Genomic DNA, 25,841 nt, shown 5'->3' with positions numbered 1-25,841 from the left:
GGCGGGCCCCTCCTGTCTTACTTTTTATAAAAGTTGAGAATGCTCTTGGCAACCTCATTTGGGTTGATTTGATATGTTCCATTTTCAACCTGGAGCTTTAATTCCTCCACCTTCGCTTTTCGCTCATTGGCAAATTGGGAAACCTGCTGCATTTCCTTGGCGGCTGAGGAGATTTCCACACGGTCTGCGGATTTGCCCGGTGTTTTAGCTGCATTGTCCATTTTGTTCATCTGACGCTGATACGGATTCATCCCAGATGGTCCAATGTTATTAATTTTCATTGCTAACCCTCACTTTCTGCCGATCTTTTTTCTCTATTTTTATTATCGGTTAAAAGTGTCGATTTTTTAACAGTATTTTTGGACTAGATTTTTTTCCTATTTTCGCGGCCGGATTTTATCCTCCACAGCAAAGTAAGTAATGGCTTTCTCGCGGTTTTCAATTTCCTTTTTACGCTCTTCCTCTTTATGATAGGTATCCAGCTCTTGGCGAAGCTCGTCCGCACAATTTTCACAGAGCTTACCCTCGCGGATGATGGCACCGCATTTATCACACGGATAGCCAAGATTAGGAAACTGCGTTAATTTGAGGCGGCCCGTTCTGATGAATTTTAATAGAAGCTCCTCTTCCACTCCTGTCGCTTCAACAACCTGCGTGATTGTTGCCGCACGGTTTTCTCTTTTTCTAATAAACTTGTAAACCGTATCGAACGCGGTTTCCTCCTCTTTCCAGCAGTTTTCACATATATCTCGGAATTGAGTTTTTACAAAGATTCCGTTGCATTTTGGACAGTTTGACAGTTCAGGCATTTGCGTTGCCTCCTTATGTAAAATTTTCTACTTCAATTATAGCCCGAGTTTTCATTTTGTCATATGTCAGATTGGTTAACCTCTCGCAAGTGTTAATGAGCTGACTGTTTTGGCACCCGCTTCCTTTAATTGCTTGGCTGCATGCCGGAGGGTGGATCCTGTTGTGTAAATATCATCAATGAGGAGGATACTTTTTGCTGTGGCTTCTCCTTGTATTTGAAAAACCTGCGGGAGGTGAATCCGCTCGGAACGGGATTTTTTTGATTGTTTTTCTGTGTGGGTTCTTGTGAGTAGATGGGCGGGTTCAAGCCCGCATGCATGGATTAACGCTTCTGATTGGTTGAAGCCTCGTTCGTAGAGGCGCTCCTCACTTAGAGGGATGGGGACAATGGCGTCGAAAGTGAGGGAATGCAGTTTGTTTTTTATAAGGGGCGCGAACGCATGGGCAAGGACATAATCCCCTCGGAATTTGAAGCGCGCAATGACCTCTTGGGCAAAGTCGTTATAGGTGAATAGAGAGTGGTTTTTTTCTAGAACACCTGCCCATTCGGGTTCTTTTTCCCAGCGGACGCAGTCTAAGCATTGGTCCTGGACCTTAAATTTTGGATCTACGTTGGTTAACGGTCTGTCACAGGTGCGGCATGTTTCACCGTCTATTTTTGAAAAATTCGCTTGGCAGACTGCACAGATTTGGGCTTGGCTTTCTTTTGAAAATAAAGTAGTCCAGCTAAGTTGCGATGATATTTCTGCATGGCAAATCAAACAATGGTCAATAATCGATCAGTCCCTTCTTTTTCGCTTCTTCGTTCATTTTTTGGATTTGCTTTCTCGCTTTGAGCATTGCTTCCGTTTTTCCATAGTGAAAAAAGGTGATGTCACCGCTTGGCGCTTGGGCGCTCCTGCCGACACGGCCAGCAATTTGCACAAGGGCACTTTCCGTAAATATTCGATCCTCCGCTCCAAGGACAGCCACATCTATATTTGGAAAAGTGACACCTCTTTCGAGAATGGTTGTTGTGAGCAGCATTGGCGTTTCCTTGTTTCGCATGGCCTGGACCTTTTCTTTCCGTTGCGGGTCTTCGGCATGTACGGCCTCTATTTTTGGATGGAGTGTGCGGAGAATCGGAAGGATTTTTTCCATTTTATTGATCTTTGGAAGAAACAGCAGACACTGCTTGTTTGCGTTGATGCGGGTTTGGATCCATTGGAGCACGTTTGCTGGGAGGCGGTTCTTTTTCAGCCGCTTTTCCCAATTTCCGCACCACTGGAATTTCGGTACTGGCAAGGGATGGCCGTGGTATCTTGCCGGGATCGTGACGTAGTCTCTTTTTCCTCGGCGGAAATCGGCCTGCCAGTTGGTGTTTGGCGTAGCGGTGAGGTAGATCATGGATGAGGTTGGCTTTCTCGCTTGGGTGACGGCATATTGGAGGGATTCATCGACGGAGTACGGGAATGCATCAACTTCATCTAGGATGATTGTGTCAAAGGCTTGGTAGAAGCGGAGAAGCTGATGTGTGGTTGCGATGGTGAGCGTTGCGTTGAGATGTCTGTCTTCGCTACCGCCATATAGGGAGGCGACCTGAATTTTTGGAAAAACTGCTCTGAGCCTTGGGGTTAATTCTAGGACGACATCTGTTCTTGGGGTTGCCAGGCAGACTCGCTTTCCATTGGTGAGTGCGTGGTCGATTCCTTGGAAGAGTACTTCGGTTTTTCCCGCTCCGCATACCGCCCAGACGGTTAGCTCTTTGTTGTCTTGGATGGCTTGTACTACTCTGTTGGAGGCGGTTTGCTGGCCTGGGGATAGGGTGCCGGTCCATTGGAGTTGGGTGATTGCAGGGTGCTTTGGGATCTTTGAGACTGCACATTCAAGAACGGATCGTTTTGATTCCGGGGCCGGGCTTTGAGGATCGATGTTTGCAGATAGCCACTGGAGTTCTGGGCCGGTCCAGCTGACTAGCGGTGTGCACTCGCTGATTCTGCCCATCATGATGCAGTTCCGGCAGTACAGGCAATCCTCGCCGCAACGAGCACACGGGAATTTAGCAAAAAGATGGTGGCTCCTATTGCCGCATCGAGTACAGGTAGGTTTGTTTTTTTCGGTGATAATTCCTTTTCTATATATGAGATAGCCATTTTCGTAGTGTTCTTGAATTTCGGATAAAGGGACAGGGAGTTCATCGATGAGTAGCTGTTTTCCGGAGAGCTGGTATTGTAGATCGGTGTTAAATGGGTAATGTTTGTTTAGTGGCTGCTGTGGAAGCTGTTCAATGGAGGAAATGCGAGTTGTTTTAGCTGGGTTTTCTAGCAGTTTGTCGGGGACTATTTTATTTTCGAATACAGCAAATCTCATTGGATCACCTTTTTCTTTGTTTTTTTAATCGATGCTGGTGCTAAGATTTCATATCATGGACTCAACTCTCTGATTCTTGCTAATCTTTGTTTATTAGAACCTTGCTCATGGACACTTTGCTTTCGTTCTTGCTAAACCTTGTCCATTAGAACCTATCTCATGGACTCTTAACTCTGATTCTTGCCCATCTTGTCCATTAGAACCTCGGTCATGGACAATCCGCTCTGATTTTTGCTCAATCTTGTCCATTAGAAACCCCCTCATGGACAATCCACTCTGATTTTTGCTAAACCTTGTCCATTAGAAACCCGCTCATGGACAACCCGCTCTGATTTTTGCTAAACCTTGTCCATTAGAAACCCACTCATGGACAATCCGCTCTTATTCTTGCTCAATCTTGTCCATTAGAAACCCGCTTATGAACAATCCACTCTGATTCTTGCTCAATCCTGTCCATTAATCCTCTTTCATAGACGTTATCGCTTTAAAGCACCGGGGGTCAGGCCCCCGCTGCTTTAAAGTGCTAAACAAAAATCATTTTTTCACCCAGCCAAGCCCCATAGCGCCTTCGCCCAGATGAGTCCCGATGACTGGCCCAAAGTAGCTGATCATAAATTCTACATTCGGAAATTTGGCTTCGAGCTCGGCTTTCCATTCCATTGCCTCTTCTTCGCGATTGGCATGAATAATTGCCGCTCTGTAGGGCTCGCCGCTCTTTGCATCTTCTTCTAGCAAGTCAACGATTCGTTTCATTGCTTTTTTACGAGTGCGGATTTTTTCAAATGGAACGATGACTTTGTCTACAAAATGGAGAAGCGGTTTAACTTGAAGCAGGCTGCCAATCAAAGCTTGCGCACTTGATAAGCGGCCGCCACGCTGCAGATGGGATAGATCATCAACCATAAAGTAGGCGCGGACGGATTTCTTCATTTCCTCGAGGCGCTCTAAAATCTCTTGCGGAGTTTTTCCGGCAGCTGCCATCTCTGCCGCCTCAATAACATAGAATCCCTGCACGATGCAGCTAATTTCTGAATCAAACGGGTAAACGTCAATCCCCTCAACCATATCTCCTGCAGTTACGGATCCCTGGTAAGTGCCGCTGATTCCGCTCGATAAATGGATGCTGATCACCGCATCGTAATCCTGTGAAAGCACCCCGAATAACTCAACAAACTGGCCAACTGGCGGCTGTGAGGTGGTTGGCAAATCTTTATGCTTTACCTCTTCATAAAACTGTGAAGCGGTAATTTCCACTTCCTCCTGGTACGTCTCGTTCCCGAAAATGACGCTAAGAGGGATCATATGTATATTTAGCTTTTCACGCAATTCCTTCGTAATATAGGCCGTACTGTCCGTGACTACTGCCGTTTTTACCATATATGTACCATCCTTATTTTTCTACTAATGTTCGTTTCCATTTTATATGAAATTAGGAAGAAATGCATTCTTTTTGGAGATTAAAAGAGGCAGGACAAGGTGCCTGTCCCTCTGTCCGCACCAGGACAAAGTGCCTGTCCACAAAAAAAGCTGCCGCAATAGAGCGACAGCTTATTCAAACAGGACAAAGTGCCTTTCCCCCTGTCCCTGCCACTTGGACAAAGAACAGGACAAGGTGCCTGTCCCCTTGTCCATTATCTTACTTCAACCCAGCCATTCTTGATTGCTACTACTACGGCTTGGGTACGGTCGTTTACGTTCATTTTTTGCAGGATGTTGCTGACATGGTTTTTGACTGTTTTTTCGCTGATGAAGATGGCTTCGCCAATTCCACGGTTGCTCTTTCCGTCAGCTAGGAGCTGAAGGACTTCACATTCACGGCGAGTAAGCAGGTGCAGTGGACGGCGTACATCCACGCGCTGTGTATAGTCACGGCCTTGTCCAGCTTCTGCCAATGCCAAACGGCGGTATTCATTAACTAGATTGTGCGTCACTTTTGGATGCAGGTATGATCCGCCATCAGCCACAACCTTTACGGCTTCGATTAATGCTTCTGCATCCATTTCTTTTAGCAGATAGCCGCTCGCGCCTGTTTTTAATGCGTGTGACACGTAATTTTCGTCATCGTGGATTGATAGGATGATGACCTTTGATTCTGGATATTTTTCAATTAATTGACGGGTTGCTTCCACACCGTTTATGTTCGGCATGTTGATATCCATGATCACGACATCTGGCTGATATTTTTCTACTAATTCAACCGCTTCGCTGCCGTCATCACCTTCAGCTACCACTTCAAATGATTTTTCAAAGTCAAGGATCCGTTTGACGCCCTCTCTGAACAACTGATGATCATCAATGATAACAATCTTTGTAGTCATTGTTTCCCCTCCAATAGTCAACTGCAGTAATCTCTGTCTTTATGTAGATCGTTTTTCCAACTATAACATGTCCAAATAGGCTAAACGACACTCAATGCTGACAAATTTTTATCAATTATTTAGAGGCACTTGAATGATAACAATCGTACCTCTGCCTGGTTTTGAATCAATCGAAAGCTGGCCCTCGAGCAGCTCTATTCGTTCTCTCATTCCCATAATGCCGAAAGAGTTCTGTTTCTTTTCGTTAATATCGAAGCCTTTGCCGTCATCTTTAATAATGGCTGTTACACCTTCATGGTCAATTTCTAATTTCACTGTAATTTCATTGGCATCTGCATGTTTAATCGCGTTTTGCACAGATTCCTGTACAAGCCTGAATAGAGCAACTTCATAATTAGAGGGAAGCCGTTTTTCTTCCTTCATATTTATAAAGCGAATCGTTAATGACTTATGATATTCTTCGGTTGTCAGCAGATATTTTCTGAGGGTAGGGACTAGTCCCAAATCGTCAAGAGCCATCGGACGCAGGTCATAAATAATCCTCCGTACTTCATAGAGGGCATTTCTGACCATTTTCTTCAGGCTTTTAATTTCCTGAAGGGCTTCAGCCCCGCCACGCTCCTTGTATACCCGTTCAATCAAATCAGACCGCATCATGACGTTGGCCATCATCTGTGCCGGACCATCATGAATTTCTCTGGACAGCCGTTTCCGCTCATCCTCTTGGGCTTCAATGATTTTCAACCCAAATTCCTGTTTTAGCCTAGCATCTTCAAGAACTTCCCCAACCTGCCGGAGGTCGCTCATTAAATAATTCATGACAACCGTAATCTGTGAGATCAGATGCTCTGCACGGTCAATCGTTTCATTTAAACCAACAAGTCTGCGCTCAATTTCATCCCGGCGGTCTCTCATCTGCTTTTCCCGCTGCTGATTCATCGTATGATCCATTTGCAGCTGATGCGCTCTCTCGTATGCCTCGCGTACCTGCTCTTCGGTATAATCCTGGAAGTGCATACTCACCTCAGAAAGGCGTTTCCTTGCAAATCGTGCCTTAACGTCTAATTTGTCTCCATCCTCTATACATTGTTTCACTTGTTCTTTGATTATTTTTAGTTCATCCGTTAATGCAAGATGATCTTGACGGCATTGCTCCTCAATGCGAAAAATTTCGTCCTTGCTCGTTCCAACCGTATCAATCATTTTTTGTAAAATAAAATCCAGTGCTTTTGTATCGAATTTTTTTATTTTGCTCATGGTTTACCCTCCATAATCGCATAGTGACTGGAGTTTTCTCTTTAATAGAACCCATCCTCTATTTAGTATCATTTTAGCTTGAATTGGCCCAATATACTATCTGCCAACCAGCTAAATTATACCATTTTCATAAAAATTCGATAAAAAGGCATAGACTTGAGCGTTCAACATAAGTCTAATATCCTATATAAAACACCTTCAAATAAGCAGGAACCAGCCTGATGCCACTAAACACCATCAAGATAGTGATATTATATCATGAGCTCAAAACAGCAGTATTAAAATTCCATTACAAAAATATTATGTTATACCAACACTTTACATTTATTTTAAACAATGGGTATGTAAATTGAAGTTTTCATGCATGTCGAATTATAATGAATAAAGGCGATTAGCCTCTTGCGGATATTTTTCCCTTTTGAAAGGAAAAAAATGAGCGTTATTTGTTAATTATTTGTCAAAAGAATAAAAAATGATTCCACTTTTAAAAAAGTGAATTTCAGCGAGGTCCAATTGGAATTTTTTATAGCCTGTTTTTCATAAGCTAAGAAAGGAGCGGTTTGTATGCTGCCCCGTTATTATACGGTTAAAGAATATGGTGAACATGAAATTGTCATTCAAAAATCACGCTTCATCGCCCATGTGGCAAGAGCGGAAACAGAGGAAAAAGCGCAGGATTTTATCCAGCAAATCAAAAAGAAGCATTGGGATGCCACACATAATTGCTCCGCCTATATGATTGGCGAGAATGATCAGATTCAAAAAGCCAATGATGACGGCGAGCCAAGCGGCACTGCTGGCGTGCCCATTCTAGAGGTGCTAAAGAAAAAGCATTTAAAAGACACCGTCGTTGTTGTCACAAGATACTTTGGCGGAATTAAGCTAGGTGCCGGCGGTTTGATCCGTGCATACGGAAAATCAGCTTCTGAAGGCATCAACGAGACAGGTATTGTTAAAAGAAAACTTATGAGAGTCATGCACACTAAAGTGGACTACACCTGGCTTGGAAAGCTTGAAAATGAATTGAGGTCATCTGTTTACAGCATCAAAGAGATCCATTATCTTGAGTCTGTTGAGATTGAAACCTTCGTTGAAGAGGAGCAAACAGAGAACTTTACCAATTGGATGGTAGAACTTACAAATGGACAGGCAGAAATTTCTGCCGGCGATCAGTTGTATTTGGAGGAAGAAGTGGCAAAATAATTATATTTACGATTGACAATAATTTAGGTAAAATTAACATCAAGGTTTGTCTCGAATATCGTTCTTTTTTGTCGAGAAACCCAGATTATTGAAAACCTTAAAAGAGATAGAAATCCGATTTTTTCATATTATATATAAAAAGTGGGGATAGAATGTCTAAATCCAGAACAAATAGGAGGAAAAAGGGCCGAAAAAAGCGTTTCTTGCGTAATTTTGTACTTTTTTTCCTGCTTATTGCCTTAGGTGGCGGAGGGTATTATGCCTATAATATCTTTTACCATGCAAAGCAAGCTTCTGATAATATTTATCAAGAAATAGACCGCGATAAAATAGCAAGTCACCGTGAAGAAGAAGTACAAGTAACGAAAGATCCGTTTAATGTGCTGCTGCTCGGAATTGAAGAGCAAGGCGGCGGAAAGCGTTCAGACGTTATTTTATTAGTAACCGTTAATCCGCAGACAGAACAGATTTATATGCTCAGCATTCCGCGTGACACAAGGACATATATTGAATCAGCGGGCTTTAAAACGAAAATAACTGAGTCCTATAGCTACGGCGGGCTGGAATCAACTATTCAGACGGTACAAGATCTGATCGATGTGCCAATCGATTATTATATTACAACCAACTTCGACGGATTCGAAGATATTGTCGATACTCTGGGCGGAGTTAGCGTGGATGTGCCATTTACATTTAAAGCCCAGCTCACTGGCAGCTTGAAATGGAAAACCTACCACCAAGGCGAAATGGAGCTTAATGGTAACGAAGCACTTGCGTACGTAAGAATGAGAAAAACAGATCCAAATGGCGATGCAGGCCGAAACGAGAGACAAAAGCAAGTCATCAGAGCAATCATCGACAAAGGGACATCCTTCAGCTCAATTACAAAGATTGATGATGTGATGGATGATCTAGGGGGAAATGTAAAGACCAACATCCCTCCATCCAAATTTGCTAGTTTCGTAAAATTATATACAAAGGTGAAAAACTCCGAAGTGCAAAACCTGACACTTGATGGATACAATCAGTATATAAATAACATTTCATACTTCATTCCAAATGAAGAATCCATTAACGAAATTAATCTCACCTTGAACAACACCCTGCAAAACAAAACAGAGCTAACTTCTGATGACCAGTCATCATCAGTTGATTATACGGAATCAGCGCAGGGTTATGAAAGTAATTAAGATAGTGAAGCCGTTTCTTGGAACGGCTTCTTTTTTTTGTGTTTTTTCGGCGGGGCTTTCAGTTCCCAGGACACGCTAGCTCCTTTCTCGTTCCCTCTTTAGCAATTTCCTCCGCTCCTCGGGCACGCTAGCACCCTTCTCGTTCCCTCATTAACAATTTCCACTGCTTCTTGGGCACGCAAACTCCTCTCCCGTTCCCTCTTTGGCAATTTACACCGCTTCTCGGGAACGCGAGCCCCTTTCCCGTTCCCGCAATAGCTCATCCCCCTACACCCCGGGCACGTAAACTCTATTTTCATTCCTTCAGCCCATTCTTCCGCTCAACAGACACTAGCCGCCAACCCCATTACAATATATCCCAATCATCATGGGGCACATAACCTACGTTTAAAATCGGTATCCTCCCGTCCACCCATGTCAAGCCCTTTCCCTTTCCCTGCTTAAGTGTATTTTTCCATTTTTTTATTAGTAATGTACTATATTTACATTTACGGGTTGGAACATCCAACAAATTTCGCTAAAATAGATAAGTGAGTGAAAAAGTCATGTCGACGGAGGGAAAATTGTGAAGAAAATTATCGCGACATCAGTTCTAGCCGCTGCGGCTTTGTTTCCTGCCATCGCACAAGCGGAAGGCCCGAATCTCCCAGCCAATATGTCTGCAGACCAAACGGTTGAGATCAGAAAAGGGGCAACCACCGCCTACCCTATCGTAACTTCTATTAAACAAGGACAAAGTGTCAAAATTATAGATGAATTCACGAATGCTGCCGGACAAAAGTGGTACCGGGTCGACTTGGGGAACGTGAAAGGATGGGGCCTCGCCGAACTATTTTCTGCTAGCCAGGCCACCGGAACGATTGAGACAGGAAAAATGGCAGTCATTACGGCTGACCAGGTAAATGTCAGAAAAGGGGCAACCACTGCCTATGATGTAGCTATAAAGCTTTCAAAAGGAAACGCTGTTAAAGTCCTAGATAGCTTTACTAATAGCTTAGGAGAATTATGGTATCGCATTGAATTTGGTTCGACAAAGGGATGGGTTATTCAAGACTACATAAGCCCTTCAGACGATTACAAACCGGCGCCACCGGTTCAAACACAAACAAAGACTGTTCAGGTGGACCGCTCGCCTGTCAGAAAAGGGGCAACTGATTCTTATCAGGTCGTCACATACGTCTCTAAGAATCAAAAACTTACGATTATTGATACTTTTAAAAATTCACAAGGCGAGACATGGTACCGCGCGGATCTTGGAAAAATCAAAGGATGGATTCACGAAAAAGCATTTGATGCCACGCAGAATCCAAAACCGCCAAGTCCTCCAGCCGAACTTCCTGAAATCGGCAGTCTCGTATACAGTCAAGTAGACGGACTAGATGTACGTAAAGGCGCACTGCCTACCTATCCATCAGTTATTAAATTATCGGCTAACCAGCAGGTTAAGGTCATTGATCATTTTGTGCACAAAGATGGCACAGCCTGGTTGAGACTGGAAGTCAATCCTTCATTAATGGGCTGGGTTCCTGCAGCATCTGTCAGCAAGGAAAAAGCTTTAAATATTACCTTGTTTGTTAATGTGGATGTAGCTAATTTACGAAGCGGCCCTTCCTTAAATGATTCTGTCGTCGATCAAGCCAAAAGAGGCGAACAGCTGCAAGCTGTTGAATCCCAGACAGACCTGGATGGACGCATTTGGTATCACGTCATGACATCCAGCGGCCAGCTTGCATGGGTCAGTGAAACGGTTGTATCAGAAGACTCAGTATTCGAACCTGGTGCTATCTTTATCGTAGGGGCATCCAATATCTCCCTTCGCTCCGGAGCAACTAATTCTTATCCGGTAAGGGAAGTACTTAAGAAGGGCACGAAGGCAACCCTTTTAGGCGATTTCACCAACGCTGCGGGAGAAAAGTGGTTTAATATTAAGAGTTCCTCTGGAAAAGCCGGGTGGATCTCGAATTCAAGCATGAATTCTCTTCAATTGCTGAAAAAAGAACTTGTGGCCCCAAGTGTTTCCACAGTAGATGGAAATCAAATGATCACTTGGAAAAAAGCTAGCAAGTTCGATATCTCCTATTCAACCCTGTCTTCCAATCGGTTAAAGATTTCAGGCGGGTTAACGGGTATTGATATTCCAAGTGGAAAAGTCAAAGGTATTCAATCCATTGAACCGGCTGGACAATCTGTCATCGTCACCTTTGAGCCTGGCTACTCTTTTACAATCCGTGACTACTCGGACAAGGTGACTGTGAAAGCTGTACCTTACGGGCTAGCTGGAAAAACGATTATTGTTGATGCTGGTCATGGCGGCAAAGATACCGGGGCCATTGGACCAAAAGGTACAAGAGAAAAAGATGTGGTTCTTGCAACAGCCATTCTTCTTGGACAGGAATTAGAGAAGTACGGTGCTAACGTTGTATTAACACGCAGCACTGATATCTTCTTGGAGCTATCTGAACGAACACAAATTTCCAATGCTTCACAGGCAGATGCTTTTATCAGTGTTCATGCGGATTCATTCTCTTCTACTTCAAAGGGATCCACTACGTATTTAAACACGACCGTTAATTTTAACGGACCTAGAAGCCAAACAATGGCCGAATCTGTTCAGAAAAACATGGTCTCTTCACTTAAGACGTATAATAGAGGCGTCAAAGAGCAAAACTTCTATGTGAATCGCATGAATGAGCTTCCTAGTATTCTCGTTGAACTAGCATTTATCTCCAATCCAAATGAAGAAGCACTGCTTCGTTCAGACGAATTCCGCCGTAAAGCCGCTGTGGGCATTACAAAGGGATTAGAGGAATACTTTAACAAATTTTAATAAATGGAAAACTATTTCCTAATAAAAAATAATATGGTAATCTACTATTGGTTCTAGTAATTACTAAAATAGGGCTTTGTTAATAGACTTGGTAATAACATGCTGCATTAGCAGCAAACTCCATGTTGGTTAACAAAGCCTTTCATTTACATATAAGGGGGAAAAAAGATGAACCGTTCGAAAAAGATAATTGCTGCCGGAGCATTAGCTATCGGTATTGGCGCAGGCGCCGTTATTTCTTCACCACAAGCAATGAATGCATCAAGCAATGTAGTTTTAGCAAGCGTGGACTGGGTAACTTCCCAGATCAATCCTATGAAAACTAAAATCTCTGACCTTGAGGCAAAAATTAATAGCCAGCAGCAAGAGATTAATAGCTTAAAAGCACAGCTATCTCAACCAGGCACGACACCGCCGCCTGTAACAACTCCACCAGTAACCACACCGCCAGCTAGCGGCGACCTTCCTTCTACTGTGTATGCGGCAAAAGGAACCGTTAAAGTCCATTCCGGTGCAACAACAAGCTATAAAGTCGTTGCAACAAAGGCGAACGGTGCTGCTTTAAAGGTTATTGACTCCTTCAACTCTGCAACAGGTCTCTGGTACCGCGTTGAAATTTCTTCTACTGTCAAAGGCTGGGTATTCTCTGGCGATGTAACGGTCAGCAAATCTTCTGCAAGCGCGCCTTCAAGCGTGGTTACATTCGGCGAAGTTCATTTACGCAAAGGAGCAACAACAAGCTACGATGTTATTCAGACCCTTCCAAAGGGAGCTAGCTTAAAATATATCTCAACCTTTACAAACGCTAAAGGCGAAGTCTGGTACAATGTCCAAACCTCATCTGGCATCAAAGGATGGGTATCCGGCACCCTCAGTGAGGTGAGATAACATTGAAAAAGGCTTTAGCGATAGTTAGCAGTCTTATCTTGCTGCTGATCTATCTTCCTAGTTATACAGAAGCAGCCGAAACGGCTCAATATCCCAATCAAGTTAAGGTTTCTATTTTTCTAAAGAATAGCGTGACCTTAACATTAAGCGGAAACTATCAGCTTAACAATCTAGATACAGGTGAGATTACCCCACTGGTAAAAGGGTCCTCATTAACAGCGGTAAAAGATGGATCCAATGTATCGGTGAGTTTCAGCGGAGAAACAAAAACGTCTGTCAAAGGATTTAATGTAGAAGAACTTGCAGATGGTAGCACATCTTTAACACGCGTCAGCAATGGAGTAACTTACCGAGGAAGCTTCTTTTTAAAACCAAACGGAACCCAAATTGAAGTTATAAATATCCTTGACATGGAAGACTACCTCAAAGGTGTCGTGCCAAGCGAAATGCCTGCATCCTGGCATAAAGAAGCGCTTAAAGCGCAAGCTATCTCTGCCAGAAGCTATGCTGCAAACATGATCATGCTGACAAGCACAGCGTCCAGCCAGGTATACCGCGGCTATTCAGGTGAGGATGCTAGAACGAATGCGGCGATTGAAGAAACGAGAGGTCTACTTGTGAAACATAACGGGAAGCCAATCCAAACCTTCTTCTTCTCAACATCCGGCGGAAAAACAGCCAATGTGAGCGATGTCTGGAATTCGAATCAAACGTACTTCCCATATTTAGTAGCGGTGGACGATCCTTATGAGTCTTCACCTTACAGCAACTGGACCGAAACCTTCTCGGCAGCAACGATTTTAAACTCTTTTAAAATGCCAGCCGATGCACAAATTTTAGATATGAAGGTTTCTAAAACTGGGGCTAACGGCGAAGTTCGCGGGATTACACTTAAAACAACCAAAGGGGATAAAACGATAAACGGAAACGAATCAGAAATCCGTAACCTATTCCCGATCAACAACCCAAATCTTTATAACAAACTGCAATCCAACTGGTTCACAATTGAAACTAGTGGTTCAGCGGCTGTTGTTGGACAGGAAGTATCTGTTCAAACCTCAAACGGAGTAACAACCATTAGCGATCTGAAAGGGCAAAAGGTCCAAACCGCCAGCGGCGAAATGACCCTTTCCGATTCCAACGTATCAATTCAAACAGCTACTGGAGTCGTTACTAACGAAGGAACTGGAACAGGGACTGGCATCACCACCATTACCCTTAAAGGAAAAGGCTGGGGCCACCGCGTCGGCATGAGCCAATACGGAGCCAAAGGATACGCCGAAAAAGGCTGGACAGCCGAGAAAATCTTAACGCATTACTTCCAGGGAACCACGATTTCGAGATAACTAATAGTAATGGGAATCTTACTAGGCCTTTGCGAGCCCAGGGGGTTCCCTTTTTTGTGCTGGTGAATGGGAATGATGCCCTTAGGTTGATAAAATACTATTGTTCGGGCATTGTTCTTCCTCTTCGATTCCCTCAAACTAGTAAAATCATGGCTCTCGGGCATCGTTCCACCCCTTCGATTCCCTCAAACCATTAAAATCATGAGGCTCGGGCATCGTTCTATCCCTTCGATTCCCTTTAGCCAGCAAAGTCATAATTCTTGGGCATCGTTCCACCCCTTCGATTCCCTTAAACTAGCAAAATCATGACCCAAGGGCATCGTTCCACCCCTTCGATTCCCTTAAACTAGCAAAGTCATGACCCAAGGGCATCGTTCAGTGCCCTTGCGTTCCCTCTTCACTCTAAAAATGGTAATCTCGAGCACGATTCCTGCCCTTGCGTTCCCTCCTCATTCTAAAAATCGTAATCTCGGGCACGATTCCTGCCCTTGCGTTCCCTCCTCATTCTAAAAATCGTAATCTCGGGCACGATACGCACCCTAGCGTTCCCTCCACCCTTTATAAACTCGTAACCTCGGGCACGCTCCGCACCCTTGCGTGCCCGAAACACCAAAAATCCATCACTCAAAGGAACGATTCCCAACAGCAACCGTACCGCACCACCACCCATTACCCAATAGAAAAAAGCCAATCCGCTCTACGAATTGGCTCTCTCAACTATTCTCTTTTTCTCATCTATATTATCCAAAATATCATCCACAATGCTCTTCCAAGAGTACTGGTCAATGGCTAGCTTGCGGCCGTTTTCGCCCATCACACGATACTCTTCGTCTGAAACCTTGGCAAGCTCAGCAACAGCTTCTGAAATCGCAACCGGGTTCTCCGGCAGCGCAATCTTTCCGCAGGTATGCTCTTCAAGAATCGCCGCACTCTCGCCGCTCCCGCAATACAGCACGGGCACACCAGACGAAATCGCCGGGAAAATTTTCGAAGGTCTAGCCCCTTTAAATAAATCAATATCCCGCAAGGAAACGACGCTGTAATCGGCAATCGAAAACATTCGAGGCATTTCCGAAACAGGAACAGACCCGTAAAAGGTGACGTTATCAAGCCCCAATTCCTCTTTCATCGCCAACAGCTTCTCCCGCTCCTGGCCATCTCCAACAAAAAGGAAATGAACATCAGGCAGCTTGTCCTTCAAAAGCTCGGCCGCTTTCAATACAGAATCTAATCCTTGCGCATAACCAAGAGCACCTGCATACATAAAGACCTTTTTCCCATCAATGCCGATTTCCTGCAACAAACCATGGTCCTTCGGCAATGGCGTAAACGTATCTGTGTTTACCCCATTCGGAAGCAGGAACACATCCTCCCGCTTTTTCCCTTTGCGGACCATGTATTCTAAAATCCCTTCAGTCGCCGTTGCAATCTTCCACGATTTCTTATAAAGGAACCTTTCAAGAATCTCAGCCAGCTTAATAAACTGTTTATTCTTCAAAATCCCAAGCTCAACCGCAGATTCCGGCCAAATATCCGCTACATTAAACACAAATTTAGCTCGCTTCATTTTCGCACCGATATACCCGGTAATCCCGAGAAACAGCGGCGGCGAATTCGTGATAATCACATCGGTCGGCTTTGATTTCATAATCGAATAAAAGGCACTAAAGGTAAAAGAAAAATACGAAGCGAGACGCTTCCAGAAGCTGCCCTTTGGAGATGGGTAAATCCATGACCGATGAACGGGAATTCCATCCCAGTTTTCAAACATATAAAACTTTCCCCGATATTCCTCTGGGATAATCCCGTGCGGATGATGAGGAAACGCTGTTATGACTTCCACCTGATGTCCTCTGTTGATAAGCTCCTTGCTCACTTCGTAGACACGAATCTGCGGAGCACCCGTTTCAGGGGGAAAATGCTGGCATAAGTAAATGACTCTCATTTTCCCATCTCCATTATTTCGCAATTTGTTTAATATAGGCTTCTAATTTATCCTTCAAATCCGGACGCTTCAGTGCAAAATCGATTGATGCCTGCAAGAAGCCGAATTTATCCCCTACATCATAGCGCTTGCCTTTTAAAATATAGGAGTAAATATCTTCTTTTTCCAATAAAAGATCAATCGCATCTGTCAGTTGAATTTCACCTTTTTTATCAGGCTTTCCTTGTTCAAGCAAATCAAAGATCGCTGGTGATAAAATGTATCTTCCGACAATCGCTTGCGTGGATGGCGCTTCTTCAATCGCAGGCTTTTCAACCAGGCTTTCCACCTTAAACAGCTCATCTACACTCTCGGAATACTGAACGATTCCATATTTATTCACTTCGGAACGCGGAACTTCATTACAGCCTAAAATGCTTGATTGTACTTTGTCGTACTGATCAATCATCTGCCGCAATGCCGGTACCTCGCTGTCGACAATATCATCGCCAAGCAGTACCGCAAACGGCTCATTGCCGATGAATTTCTTCGCGCATAATACCGCATGCCCAAGGCCAAGCGGCTCTTTCTGTCTAACATAATGGATATCCACTAAATTAGAAATCTGCTCAACAACCTCAAGCATCTCATGCTTGCCTGTTCTCTCTAAAAGCATCTCAAGTTCTACGGATTTATCAAAATGGTCCTCAATGGCCCGTTTATTTCTTCCTGTTACAATGATAATATCTTCAATTCCTGATTCCACAGCTTCTTCAATGATATATTGAATCGTTGGCTTATCAACGATTGGAAGCATTTCCTTCGGCTGTGCCTTTGTCGCAGGCAAAAATCTTGTGCCCAGTCCTGCAGCAGGAATCACTGCCTTTTTAATCATGATCTCATCCCCTTATTCAAGGTCTGATCGTAAAGCTCTAACATACCGTTTGCATTATCGATCCAGTTATAATTTTCCTTCACATGTTCTATTCCGGCAAGACCCATTGTCTTGCGTTTTTCCTCATCCTCAACCAAAGCCATCATCGCTTTAGCAAGTTCCTCCGGGTTCTCTTTTGGAACGACAAATCCTGTCTTTCCTTCAATAACAACCTCTGGAAGACCGCCAACATTTGAGACAACTACAGGCACCCCGCAGGCCATTGACTCAACCGCCGCGACCCCGAAGCTCTCACTGTCCTCTGTCGATGGCACGCCGAATACATCCATTTTATTTATGTATTCCGGAACCTTATCATTGGGAACCCTTCCGGTAAAAGTGGTTACGTGATCAATTCCCAAGTCTTTTGTCAGCTGTTCATACTCATTACGCTGCGGGCCGTCCCCGACGATCAGCAGCTTTGCATTCTTCTTTTCTGAAAAAATAGCCGCAAAGGCTTTAATCAAATCGCCAATTCCGTATTTATCTGACAGGGCCTTCACTGTTCCGATGGTCAGATCCTCATCAGACTTCAATCCTGGAATTGGTTTGAACTTATTCATATCCACACCAAACGGCGTGACAAAAACTTTTTTTCCGGTATACTTATTTGTCTCTTTAGCCATGATATGACTTGTAGAACAAACGACAGTGGCTTTCCCTAGTGTATACTCGACCATTTTTCGATTCATGCCGCCCTTTTGCGGAAACTGGAAGACATCTCTTCCCCAAACGGAAACATAAAAAGGCCGTCCGTCATTTGCCAGCGCGCCAACTAATCCATAGCTTGATACATAGTGGGCATGAAGAATGTCAGGCTGATACTCTTTCAGCACCTTCTTCAGCGCAAAAACACTGGAGATATAAGACAGCTTCCCTGGCAAAAGCTTTGGAAGCGTAACTGTATCAACTTCCTTGGCATTTTCCTCAGAATAATGATCAAAAAAGGTGACAACCTTCACATCAATGCCCTTATTTTGATAAAATAAAGCCCACTTATGTGTGTGTATCGATTTACTTGGAGCTAAAATTAATACCTTCATAGTTCCTCCTTGACCAAACTGCCCTTTACCTTCTCCACTCTTGCCATCCATGAATGTTTTTCTAAAAAGGTTTGTTGAATATTTTTCAAATAGCGGTCCGTATCTTTTGCCATTTCCGTGATCGCTCGCGCCATATCATAAGGGTTATCCTCACAAATAATTCCATAACCGTCTTTCTCTATTATTTCTTTCTGTGCCGCACAATATGTGGCAACAACAGGAAGTTCATTGGAAAGATACTCGACAAGCTTAACGGGAACAGCAAAATCATTGTACGTGCTGCGGTATCTTGGAATAAAGGCGAAGTCCGTCTCCCGATAAAGCTCGTTCAGCGCTTCTCCGCTTACATGCTTCACCTTCACACTAAGCTCCTGCAAACGGCGCTTCTTCTCTTCTGGCACTCCTGCATATTCATCCTCACGGCAGACCACAGTTAATTCACAAACAGCGCCTCCTCGGTTAGCAATGGCCAGAGCATCCAGCAACAAAAATAACCCATAATCTTCATTATTAATACCGCCAACGTATAGACCCTGTGAAACGGTTCCTGGTTTTTCTTTTCTCACAATGTCTTTCTTGCTTCCCCCAGGCGGAAGGGCAACCATTTTTTTATTAATATCAACGTAAATCCCCATTGCATCACTAGGCAGGAAAATCACGTCACAATATTTGTTGTAAAAATTCTCTTCCATGCGGTAGACGGTCTTCATGACTGTTTTCTTAATTCCCTTAAGCGGATACAGCTCATCAAACTTCCAATACACATCACGATAGAAGACGCCAACAGGGACATTTCGCTCTTTTAAAAACGACATCACCTTTTTATCAACAAACGGCTTTTTCGGCATATGTCCCGGGTCTGTCATCCAGAAAGGAATCGTTTGATTTTCCATATAGCAAAACCAGATATGATCCAGTTTCCCGGCCGCTTTCCATTCTTCAAAAAGGGCATCCCTGGCAGCAGAGTTTCCTGACAGAAGAAGAATTTCCACATTCTCGCGGTCACCCCACTGCTGAAATGCTTTATGAATTTCCTTTGGACGAAGCTTCGAGCCGCTATTGGCATTTTCCGCTACTTCAAATGGGTAGTATAGCAAAACTGATTTCATTTTGATTTCTCCTTATCATTACTGTACAGCTTTCCTTTTCGAAAGGTAGGCAAAGAAATCGATCCGAAGTCTGATGAACAGCAGAATTCCCACGAATAAGCAAGTGATGAAAATCCAGATCGGATTAAAGAGAAAATCAGCAAAGCCACCTACTAATGTCCGAGGAATATTGATTGCAAAATAGATAAACAAGCACAAGAATACCGGGTTTTTTGGCAGTCTGATAAAAATAATGTAAAGCAGCTGTACAAGCACCCCAACGTATATTACAGCTAGAATAATGCCTAAATACCCGAAATTGGCATAGGCTTCAGCGATGAAAAGGGTATTCAGCACCCCGCCCGTTCCATCTTCGATTCTGTTTGGAAAGGCGTTAGCCATAACAAGTCTCGCTGACCGCACCTGATCCATATCGAGCCAGCTGATAAATAAGGACGGCAAACTGCGGCCATTCAAATATGGCAGCGCATCTCCGAAGATATCGATGTGCAAAAAGGTCGGTGAAATCTGCGCCAGGATAATCCGGCCAATCGGCCCGGAGTTATAAGATAGAAACGATCCCAGATCCTTAACACCTTGGATAAACACATACATGAAGATGATTAGCCATACTCCGCTGATCAAATATCCATAGACCTTCCGCGTGCTGAGCTTCAATTTGCCGGCATAGATCCGCACAAAAATAAACATGATAATGTAAAAAATGATCGGAGATTTTGCCAGGTCATAGACACTGATAAGCACCGAACAGCCGAATAAGGCTAAGAATAAAAGCACCCACTTCGGCCGATGTGTTTTTGCTGCATATATATAGGCAATTAATGAGAGCAGCGGCGTCAAGGCAATCGCAAAGATATTTCTTATATACACATTCCCATGGAAGTTGCGTGCTGCCTCAATTCGCAGTCTGCCAAGCTCGGAAAAATTCCCCTTTAACAGTTCAATCAGCGGGACCTGGTTTGTTTTTAACAGCGTGTACGCAACCGCTAGCATACAAACAAGGGAAAGCCCCAGGAAAATCAGATAGAACTCATTTTTTTCCTTAAAAGGCTCTTCCACTGGTTTTTTCAGATAGCTGTTGAATTCCTGTTTCGCATCAAAGCCTGCTAGCTTGCTGACAATGTACATAGTTAATGGCATCATAACCATTACAAATGAAACGGCAGCAAAACCAATATATCTTGAGGACTCATGATCAAGCTTGTTGATCATATAGTAATGATCAATATCAAGCGCAATCAACAGGCTTCCGATATAGCAAGACACAAATAAGGAATAATAGAAAATCAGCGAATTAAGATTCGGTTTTAATAGAGAAAGGCTTCCAGATACTTTTTGAAAAAGAATAATGGAAAGCGTGGTGACGACAATCCAAACGACTAATGCCAGCATCTGTTAGCACCTACTTTTGGCTAATATATTCAGCAATTTTTTCAGAGGCCTTGCCATCGCCAAATACCTCTTGATATTCAGGGTTCACATCTTTTTTAACAGCCGCTAAGATCTTCTCTGTATCGGTTCCTGTTAAAATGTTCGCTTCGCCGTTCAGTGTTTCCACCCATTCAGTCTGCTCGCGAACCGTTACACAAGGTACCTTCATGAAATAAGCTTCCTTCTGAACGCCGCCTGAATCAGTAATAATTTTCTTCGCGCTTGCTTCAAGTGTCAGCATATCTAAATAGCCGACAGGTTCGATCACCTTTAAGTTTGGAATATCCTCAAGGCTTATGCCGTAGCTAGATAATTTGTTCTTCGTTCTTGGGTGAATCGGCCAAACCTTTGTATCTTCAATGTTGGCAAACGCATTAAGGATGTTTTTCATATTATCGATGTCATCGGTATTTTCGGCACGATGAATCGTGATTAAATGATAGTTTTTCTCTGTCAAGCCAGCCTCGCTAAGGATGTTGGACTTTTCTTTAGCCAGCTCACGATTGTAAAGAACAGCATCGTACATGACATCGCCAATATTAAAAACATTGTGCGTGATGTTTTCATTTGTTAAATTCTCCACGGCTGTGTCCGTTGGGCAGAATAAGAATTCAGACACGTGGTCTGTCATAATGCGATTGATTTCTTCTGGCATTTTTTTATTAAAGCTTCTAAGGCCTGCTTCAATATGAATAACTGGAACATGTAGCTTGGCTGCAACAAGCGCACCCGCTAATGTGGAGTTTGTATCTCCGTAGACCATAAGATAATCTGGCTGTTCGCTTAGGACGATGTCTTCAATCTTTGCCATCATTTCGCCTGTCTGCTTGCCATGGCTGCCTGAACCGACGCCAAGATTGTAATCTGGCTTTGGAATATGCAATTCTTCAAAGAAGATATCAGACATATTCGCATCATAGTGCTGGCCGGTGTGAACAATGATCTCTTCCACATGCTTTTGGAATGCTCTTGATACGGGTGCTGCTTTAATAAATTGCGGTCTTGCTCCGAGAATCGTTAGTACTTTCATTGCGAATCCCCCTTCAAGCTTTGAATATAGTCTTTTGCCAAAAATGAATTAATATTATATGGCTGATAATATTTTAGGCCGTTATGTTTAAAAGACAATGCCTTTAAGTATTCAGGATAGCTCTTATAGATCCCATACCATTCCATTGGCTCGGTATAATATTGCTGGTACAGTTTCTTTTTGTTGTATACCTTTTTCATGATTTTATAAAAAGGTCCGTACTTTTCTTTTAAGGAAGCAACTTTACCCGCAGGCTTTGCTGGCTCTGGGAAAAAGTCTGGATACATTTGATGCAAAGTGTAATCATAAAGATATTTTTTAAACCGAAGCTCGACAGGAACGGTTTTGAAAAATTCCATCATGCGGTCATCCCAAAGCGGAATCTCCCAGCCCTTTTGATAAAACTCATACACCCGTACAGAATTGATGATGAACTTTGCCTGTCTTTCTTTCCAGTCCCAATACTCAAACAAGGCGCTAGCCTGTTCGTTCGTTTGGAATTGCAGATCGTTAAAAGATCTTTTAATTTCTGCAAGCAGATCTGGAGCTGCCGTGTGGAGGCCATTAGCAACTTCCCACAGCTTATGGTGTTTTTGCAGAATGAATTGCACGACATCGTCGTCTGAGAATTGGCGATCAACAGTTATCTCGTAGGCTAAGTGGCTGCCTGCGACGAAATCACCGGAATGCCCTGGGATAAAGACAAAATCCTTATCCTGCTTGCTGACGATTTCTCGTACAGCCGGCCAATCCTGAAGGTGAGCCATCGAAGAACCATTAACAGCAAAATCCACGTACTGCTTCCATTCAGCGGAATGATACCATTTATGCCAGTCTTCCTTTTTGTACTCAATGAAGTCCCATTGGATGCCAAGGCGATTGGCGATATCCTTGCTGACCATGGCTTCTTTATTTTCTCTTTTTCCATATGTAAAAGACTGCATGTTGGTAATGCCGTATTCTTTTAGCATGAGCGCGATGATTCGGGAATCGTAGCCCCCGCTCAGCGGCAGGATCGGCGTTTTATTTTCTAGGCGCTTTACTAAATCAGCGAAAACGGCTTCAAAGATCCCCTTAAGTTCTGTGCTGAAATCGTCGAGCGATTTTTCCTGAGGATGATGATAAAACTGATAATATTCATTGGTTATAACTTTTCCATCCGGTAAAATTTTGATCCGGGAACCTGCTTCAATCTGATAAACCTCATCGTAAAGAGTTTTCTCATTAGCCGTGAATCCTGTAATGAGAAATTCCTTCACTGCCGTCTTGTTGAATTTTTTATCAGCAGTATGTTTGATTTTATCTGTTATGATCCAGTTGGAGCCGCTGCGATAATAAAACAATGGCATGCTGCGTTTTCGATCAACGATCGCCGATAGACAGTTGGCAGTATTTTTTATAAAGACAAATTCACCGATGAGGTTATCGAGATTATTTTCAAAGAAGTCCTCTGTTTGCAGGACCTCCTCGATATTTTTTTCGTTAAAAAGCTGCCCGTTGTAGAGGATATAACCGCCAAAGTATACCTTCCCATATGGCAGTGTCCATTCATTTATCAAGTTTTTGTCGTTGATTATGACTTCGTTCAAAAAAATCACCTATTTTCCCCATCTTAACGGGCAGTAGGCTCCCTTACTCAAGAATAGAGTAAGCAAGTAAGTGAAATGGGGGATCAACTGCCCGTAAAGATCCGATTGGTTCAACTAACCATCCGTGGGGATAAAGCCCCACAGATGGAAGTTTCACCTTATTTTGAAGTGCCCTTTGATCGCTTTTTCAGCAAATCTTTATCGACACGCGATAAAAGGATCATTAGGATATAACCAAGCCAAGCAAAGATAATGTTGAAATCTGATAGGCTGCTTTCCTGTATATACACAATGGCCGCGACCGCGATGAGCGCAGTGACAAATAAAAAGGCCATTTTGCCAAATGACACGGGAACATGGTAAAGCTTCTGGCTTTTATAAAAAATGTACGTGATCGCGATGACATAAGATACCAAGTAGGCCGCGACACTTCCCCAAATATTGAATTGCGGGATTAGGACAATGTTTAAAATAATATTGATAACAGCGGCAAATCCGAAGGCATATGAAATCAGCTTTGTTTGCTTCGTGAAAAAGATGCCGACTGAAATGATCATATAATAGAAGTTCAAGAATGTGACAGCCGATAAAATCGCTACATATTTATAGGCCTCATGATAACTATCGCTTAACAGCGTGATAATCCACGGCATCAAGGTAGCAACAAACAGCACGCCAAGCGTTCCGACTAGCAGAATCGCATAATACAGCTTCGCAAATAGTTTGGTGCTGTCCGGTTTGTCTTTCAGTGACATAGAAAAAGGCCGCCACGCCATTTGTACGCCGCTTGTTAGTAAGGTAATTAAGGTTGCGAATTTCACGGCTGTTCCATAGATACCCACTTCTGTAAAGGATGTGAATCTCTCCAGCAAAAGTGAGTTAGCGTTCACAATGACCCAAAAGGCAAGCGAAGCCGGCACGAGTGGCGCCGCATATGCCATTAATTCTTTTAAAAGCTTTTTATTAAATGTAAATCTCGTGTATTTTAATACCGGTTTTAAAAGTAATACGACTATGATTACTCCGCTTATGATTCTGCCGTATAAAATACTTTCAATTGTCGGAGCGAAAAATTTTAATAGCCCATACGAGAAAATAGCAATCAGCAGCATTTTTAAAACGGTTAAAGTAACTACCTTTTTCGTTACAAAATCATATCGGAGTACCGTTAGGATTAAAGCAACAACGGTATCTAATGCGAGAACTCCGATTGAAATATAAAACAAATGCGTTAAATTAGGATTGTGCAAGATTAGCTGCGCTAGCCATGGACCACCCAAAAGAAAGATGAGTGCAATAACTAATACAATAATAAGGCGGAAGGTCATGACTGAACGGACATAATCTAGCTTCTTCTTCTTATCTTCCGTATCAAAATAGTAAAAGGCCAAGGCCGAATCTGTCCCAAAAATAACGACAAATGCCAGCATGGATGTGATCCGGTCTAAATAATCCAGTACCCCGTAGTCTGCAGGGTCTGGCAAAAAGGATGTATAAATCGGAAGCATAATAAATGCAATCAGCTTCGTACCGACATTCATAAATGCGTAAAGGAGCGAATCCGCTCCTAAACGCTTAATTTGGGCGAACACCCTATAACAGCTCCCGCTCGTCTACCATTTTGGAGAATTTTGCAGGAACACCTTTGACTAATGTTTTTGGTTCTGTGTCTTTTGTGACTAGAGCACCTGCTGCAACAAAAGTTTCTTCTTCGATGGTGATGCCAGGAAGAATAATTGAAGCTCCGCCGACACGGGCGCCTTTTTTCACATGAGCACCTTTAATCTTGTCAAAACGCTCTTCAGTACGGCCCATGAAGTTATCGTTCGTTGTTGTCACGCATGGTGCGATGAACACGCGTTCTTCAAGAGTTGTATAAGCAGTAATGTATGAGTTAGATTGGATCTTCGTACGTTCGCCAATCTTGACATAGTTTTCCACGGTAACGCCTCTGCCGACAATGACATAATCGCCAATTTCCACATTTTCTCTAACGCTTGCAAGGTCTGCAATCAATGTGCTTGAACCGATTTTAGCGCCTCTGTAGATGACAGCGTTAGCGCCAACAGTTACCTCTTCCCCGATTTCAAGTGCAGGGATGGAATCAGCTAGCTTAACAGTACTTGTTTTCGCAGGCTTTGGCGGCTTGCCGACAACTGCACCATCAGCAATGGTCGTGTTGTCGCCAATGACTGTTCCTTCATGAATTGTCACACGGTTACCGATAATGACGTTTTTGCCGATCTTTGCATCTTTTTCAATAACAGAAAAATGACCAACTTTTACAGAATCGTCTATTTGAACGGAAGGATCAATAAAATTCATAAAAATAATCTCCCTTTTACCTTGAATTATGGATGAGTGGTTTTTGGTTGATTTTTTGACTTTTTTTTGCTGGGATTAGTGACCGGTTTGCGACTGGGTTGCGGCGTTTGGGTACTAAGTTTGTGTGTTAGTTACCGGATTGTGCAGTGCCGCTTTTTTAGGGAACTGACTTTGTATGTTAGTGACCATATTGTACCCTGGCGGCATTTTTCGGGAACTAATCTCCGATATTAGTGACCGTTTACTTTATATAGCCTGGCTTTCCGGC

At 43.3% G+C, this 25,841-nt stretch carries 22 protein-coding genes; 5 read left to right on the top strand and 17 right to left on the bottom strand.

Annotated features, from left to right (window positions below; translation table 11 throughout):
* Positions 1 to 17: 17 nt before the first annotated feature.
* The 8 genes from flgM to AC1Q59_RS12310 form a co-directional block, all read right to left on the bottom strand.
* Positions 18 to 281: a flagellar biosynthesis anti-sigma factor FlgM gene (gene flgM, locus AC1Q59_RS12345; protein ID WP_492366138.1), complete on the bottom strand. Its 264-nt coding sequence runs from the start codon at positions 279 to 281 to the stop codon at positions 18 to 20.
* A 96-nt stretch (positions 282 to 377) separates the two neighbouring features.
* Positions 378 to 809 (bottom strand): TIGR03826 family flagellar region protein, encoded by a 432-nt coding sequence (locus AC1Q59_RS12340; protein WP_492366137.1) that lies wholly within the window; start codon positions 807 to 809, stop codon positions 378 to 380.
* A 75-nt stretch (positions 810 to 884) separates the two neighbouring features.
* A complete protein-coding gene (locus tag AC1Q59_RS12335; RefSeq protein ID WP_492366415.1) occupies positions 885 to 1,586 on the bottom strand; it encodes a ComF family protein in 702 nt (233 codons plus the stop codon).
* Complete coding sequence (locus tag AC1Q59_RS12330; protein ID WP_492366136.1) at positions 1,579 to 3,159, bottom strand: ATP-dependent helicase ComFA; 1,581 nt, start codon at positions 3,157 to 3,159, stop codon at positions 1,579 to 1,581. Before AC1Q59_RS12330 ends, AC1Q59_RS12335 begins: the two co-directional genes overlap by 8 nt.
* 105 nt (positions 3,160 to 3,264) lie before the next feature.
* Positions 3,265 to 3,408: a hypothetical protein gene (locus tag AC1Q59_RS12325; RefSeq protein WP_492366135.1), complete on the bottom strand. Its 144-nt coding sequence runs from the start codon at positions 3,406 to 3,408 to the stop codon at positions 3,265 to 3,267.
* A gap of 285 nt (positions 3,409 to 3,693) precedes the next feature.
* Positions 3,694 to 4,536 (bottom strand): DegV family protein, encoded by an 843-nt coding sequence (locus tag AC1Q59_RS12320; RefSeq protein WP_492366134.1) that lies wholly within the window; start codon positions 4,534 to 4,536, stop codon positions 3,694 to 3,696.
* Positions 4,537 to 4,790: 254 nt separating this feature from the next.
* Positions 4,791 to 5,477 carry a response regulator gene (locus AC1Q59_RS12315; RefSeq protein WP_492366133.1) on the bottom strand — a complete coding sequence of 229 codons (687 nt, stop codon included), beginning with the start codon at positions 5,475 to 5,477 and terminating at the stop codon, positions 4,791 to 4,793.
* Positions 5,478 to 5,588: 111 nt separating this feature from the next.
* Entirely contained in the window at positions 5,589 to 6,734 is a 1,146-nt protein-coding gene (locus AC1Q59_RS12310; protein WP_492366132.1) for a sensor histidine kinase, read from the bottom strand.
* Between the two features lie 564 nt (positions 6,735 to 7,298).
* Between AC1Q59_RS12310 and AC1Q59_RS12305 the strand changes: the two genes are divergently transcribed.
* From AC1Q59_RS12305 to AC1Q59_RS12285, 5 genes are all read left to right on the top strand, one after another.
* Positions 7,299 to 7,937, top strand: coding sequence for a YigZ family protein (locus tag AC1Q59_RS12305; protein ID WP_492366131.1), 639 nt, complete (start codon positions 7,299 to 7,301; stop codon positions 7,935 to 7,937).
* 152 nt (positions 7,938 to 8,089) lie between these two features.
* Positions 8,090 to 9,127, top strand: a complete 1,038-nt coding sequence (locus tag AC1Q59_RS12300; RefSeq protein ID WP_492366130.1) for an LCP family protein — start codon at positions 8,090 to 8,092, stop codon at positions 9,125 to 9,127.
* Positions 9,128 to 9,692: 565 nt separating this feature from the next.
* Positions 9,693 to 11,954, top strand: coding sequence for an N-acetylmuramoyl-L-alanine amidase family protein (locus AC1Q59_RS12295; RefSeq protein ID WP_492366129.1), 2,262 nt, complete (start codon positions 9,693 to 9,695; stop codon positions 11,952 to 11,954).
* 168 nt (positions 11,955 to 12,122) lie between these two features.
* Positions 12,123 to 12,842 (top strand): SH3 domain-containing protein, encoded by a 720-nt coding sequence (locus AC1Q59_RS12290; protein WP_492366128.1) that lies wholly within the window; start codon positions 12,123 to 12,125, stop codon positions 12,840 to 12,842.
* A 2-nt stretch (positions 12,843 to 12,844) separates the two neighbouring features.
* Positions 12,845 to 14,188 carry a SpoIID/LytB domain-containing protein gene (locus AC1Q59_RS12285; protein ID WP_492366127.1) on the top strand — a complete coding sequence of 448 codons (1,344 nt, stop codon included), beginning with the start codon at positions 12,845 to 12,847 and terminating at the stop codon, positions 14,186 to 14,188.
* Positions 14,189 to 14,885: 697 nt separating this feature from the next.
* On the opposite strand, the gene AC1Q59_RS12280 is transcribed toward AC1Q59_RS12285, so the two are convergent.
* The 9 genes from AC1Q59_RS12280 to AC1Q59_RS12240 all read right to left on the bottom strand — a co-directional run bounded on the left by AC1Q59_RS12280 (position 14,886) and on the right by AC1Q59_RS12240 (position 25,573).
* The gene (locus tag AC1Q59_RS12280) at positions 14,886 to 16,133 is read right to left on the bottom strand and encodes a glycosyltransferase family 4 protein (RefSeq protein ID WP_492366126.1); all 1,248 of its coding nucleotides are present in this window, start codon (positions 16,131 to 16,133) and stop codon (positions 14,886 to 14,888) included.
* 13 nt (positions 16,134 to 16,146) lie between these two features.
* Complete coding sequence (gene galU / locus AC1Q59_RS12275; RefSeq protein ID WP_492366125.1) at positions 16,147 to 17,007, bottom strand: UTP--glucose-1-phosphate uridylyltransferase GalU; 861 nt, start codon at positions 17,005 to 17,007, stop codon at positions 16,147 to 16,149.
* Positions 17,004 to 18,089, bottom strand: coding sequence for a glycosyltransferase (locus AC1Q59_RS12270; protein ID WP_492366124.1), 1,086 nt, complete (start codon positions 18,087 to 18,089; stop codon positions 17,004 to 17,006). The genes galU and AC1Q59_RS12270 overlap by 4 nt, the downstream gene beginning before the upstream one ends.
* A complete protein-coding gene (locus AC1Q59_RS12265; RefSeq protein WP_492366123.1) occupies positions 18,086 to 19,198 on the bottom strand; it encodes a glycosyltransferase family 4 protein in 1,113 nt (370 codons plus the stop codon). Before AC1Q59_RS12265 ends, AC1Q59_RS12270 begins: the two co-directional genes overlap by 4 nt.
* Positions 19,199 to 19,216: 18 nt before the next feature.
* Positions 19,217 to 20,590 carry an O-antigen polymerase gene (locus tag AC1Q59_RS12260; RefSeq protein ID WP_492366122.1) on the bottom strand — a complete coding sequence of 458 codons (1,374 nt, stop codon included), beginning with the start codon at positions 20,588 to 20,590 and terminating at the stop codon, positions 19,217 to 19,219.
* Positions 20,591 to 20,600: 10 nt separating this feature from the next.
* Complete coding sequence (wecB, locus tag AC1Q59_RS12255; protein ID WP_492366121.1) at positions 20,601 to 21,659, bottom strand: non-hydrolyzing UDP-N-acetylglucosamine 2-epimerase; 1,059 nt, start codon at positions 21,657 to 21,659, stop codon at positions 20,601 to 20,603.
* Positions 21,656 to 23,248 (bottom strand): asparagine synthase-related protein, encoded by a 1,593-nt coding sequence (locus tag AC1Q59_RS12250; protein ID WP_492366120.1) that lies wholly within the window; start codon positions 23,246 to 23,248, stop codon positions 21,656 to 21,658. The genes wecB and AC1Q59_RS12250 overlap by 4 nt, the downstream gene beginning before the upstream one ends.
* A gap of 158 nt (positions 23,249 to 23,406) precedes the next feature.
* Positions 23,407 to 24,840: a lipopolysaccharide biosynthesis protein gene (locus AC1Q59_RS12245; protein ID WP_492366119.1), complete on the bottom strand. Its 1,434-nt coding sequence runs from the start codon at positions 24,838 to 24,840 to the stop codon at positions 23,407 to 23,409.
* A 1-nt stretch (position 24,841) separates the two neighbouring features.
* Positions 24,842 to 25,573: an acyltransferase gene (locus AC1Q59_RS12240; protein ID WP_492366118.1), complete on the bottom strand. Its 732-nt coding sequence runs from the start codon at positions 25,571 to 25,573 to the stop codon at positions 24,842 to 24,844.
* Positions 25,574 to 25,841 lie beyond the last annotated feature (268 nt).

It is taken from the genome of Cytobacillus sp. MT66, from assembly GCF_058792595.1.
The sequence above is the reverse complement of the archived record's forward strand: the minus strand, read 5'-3'. Positions and strand labels throughout refer to the sequence as shown.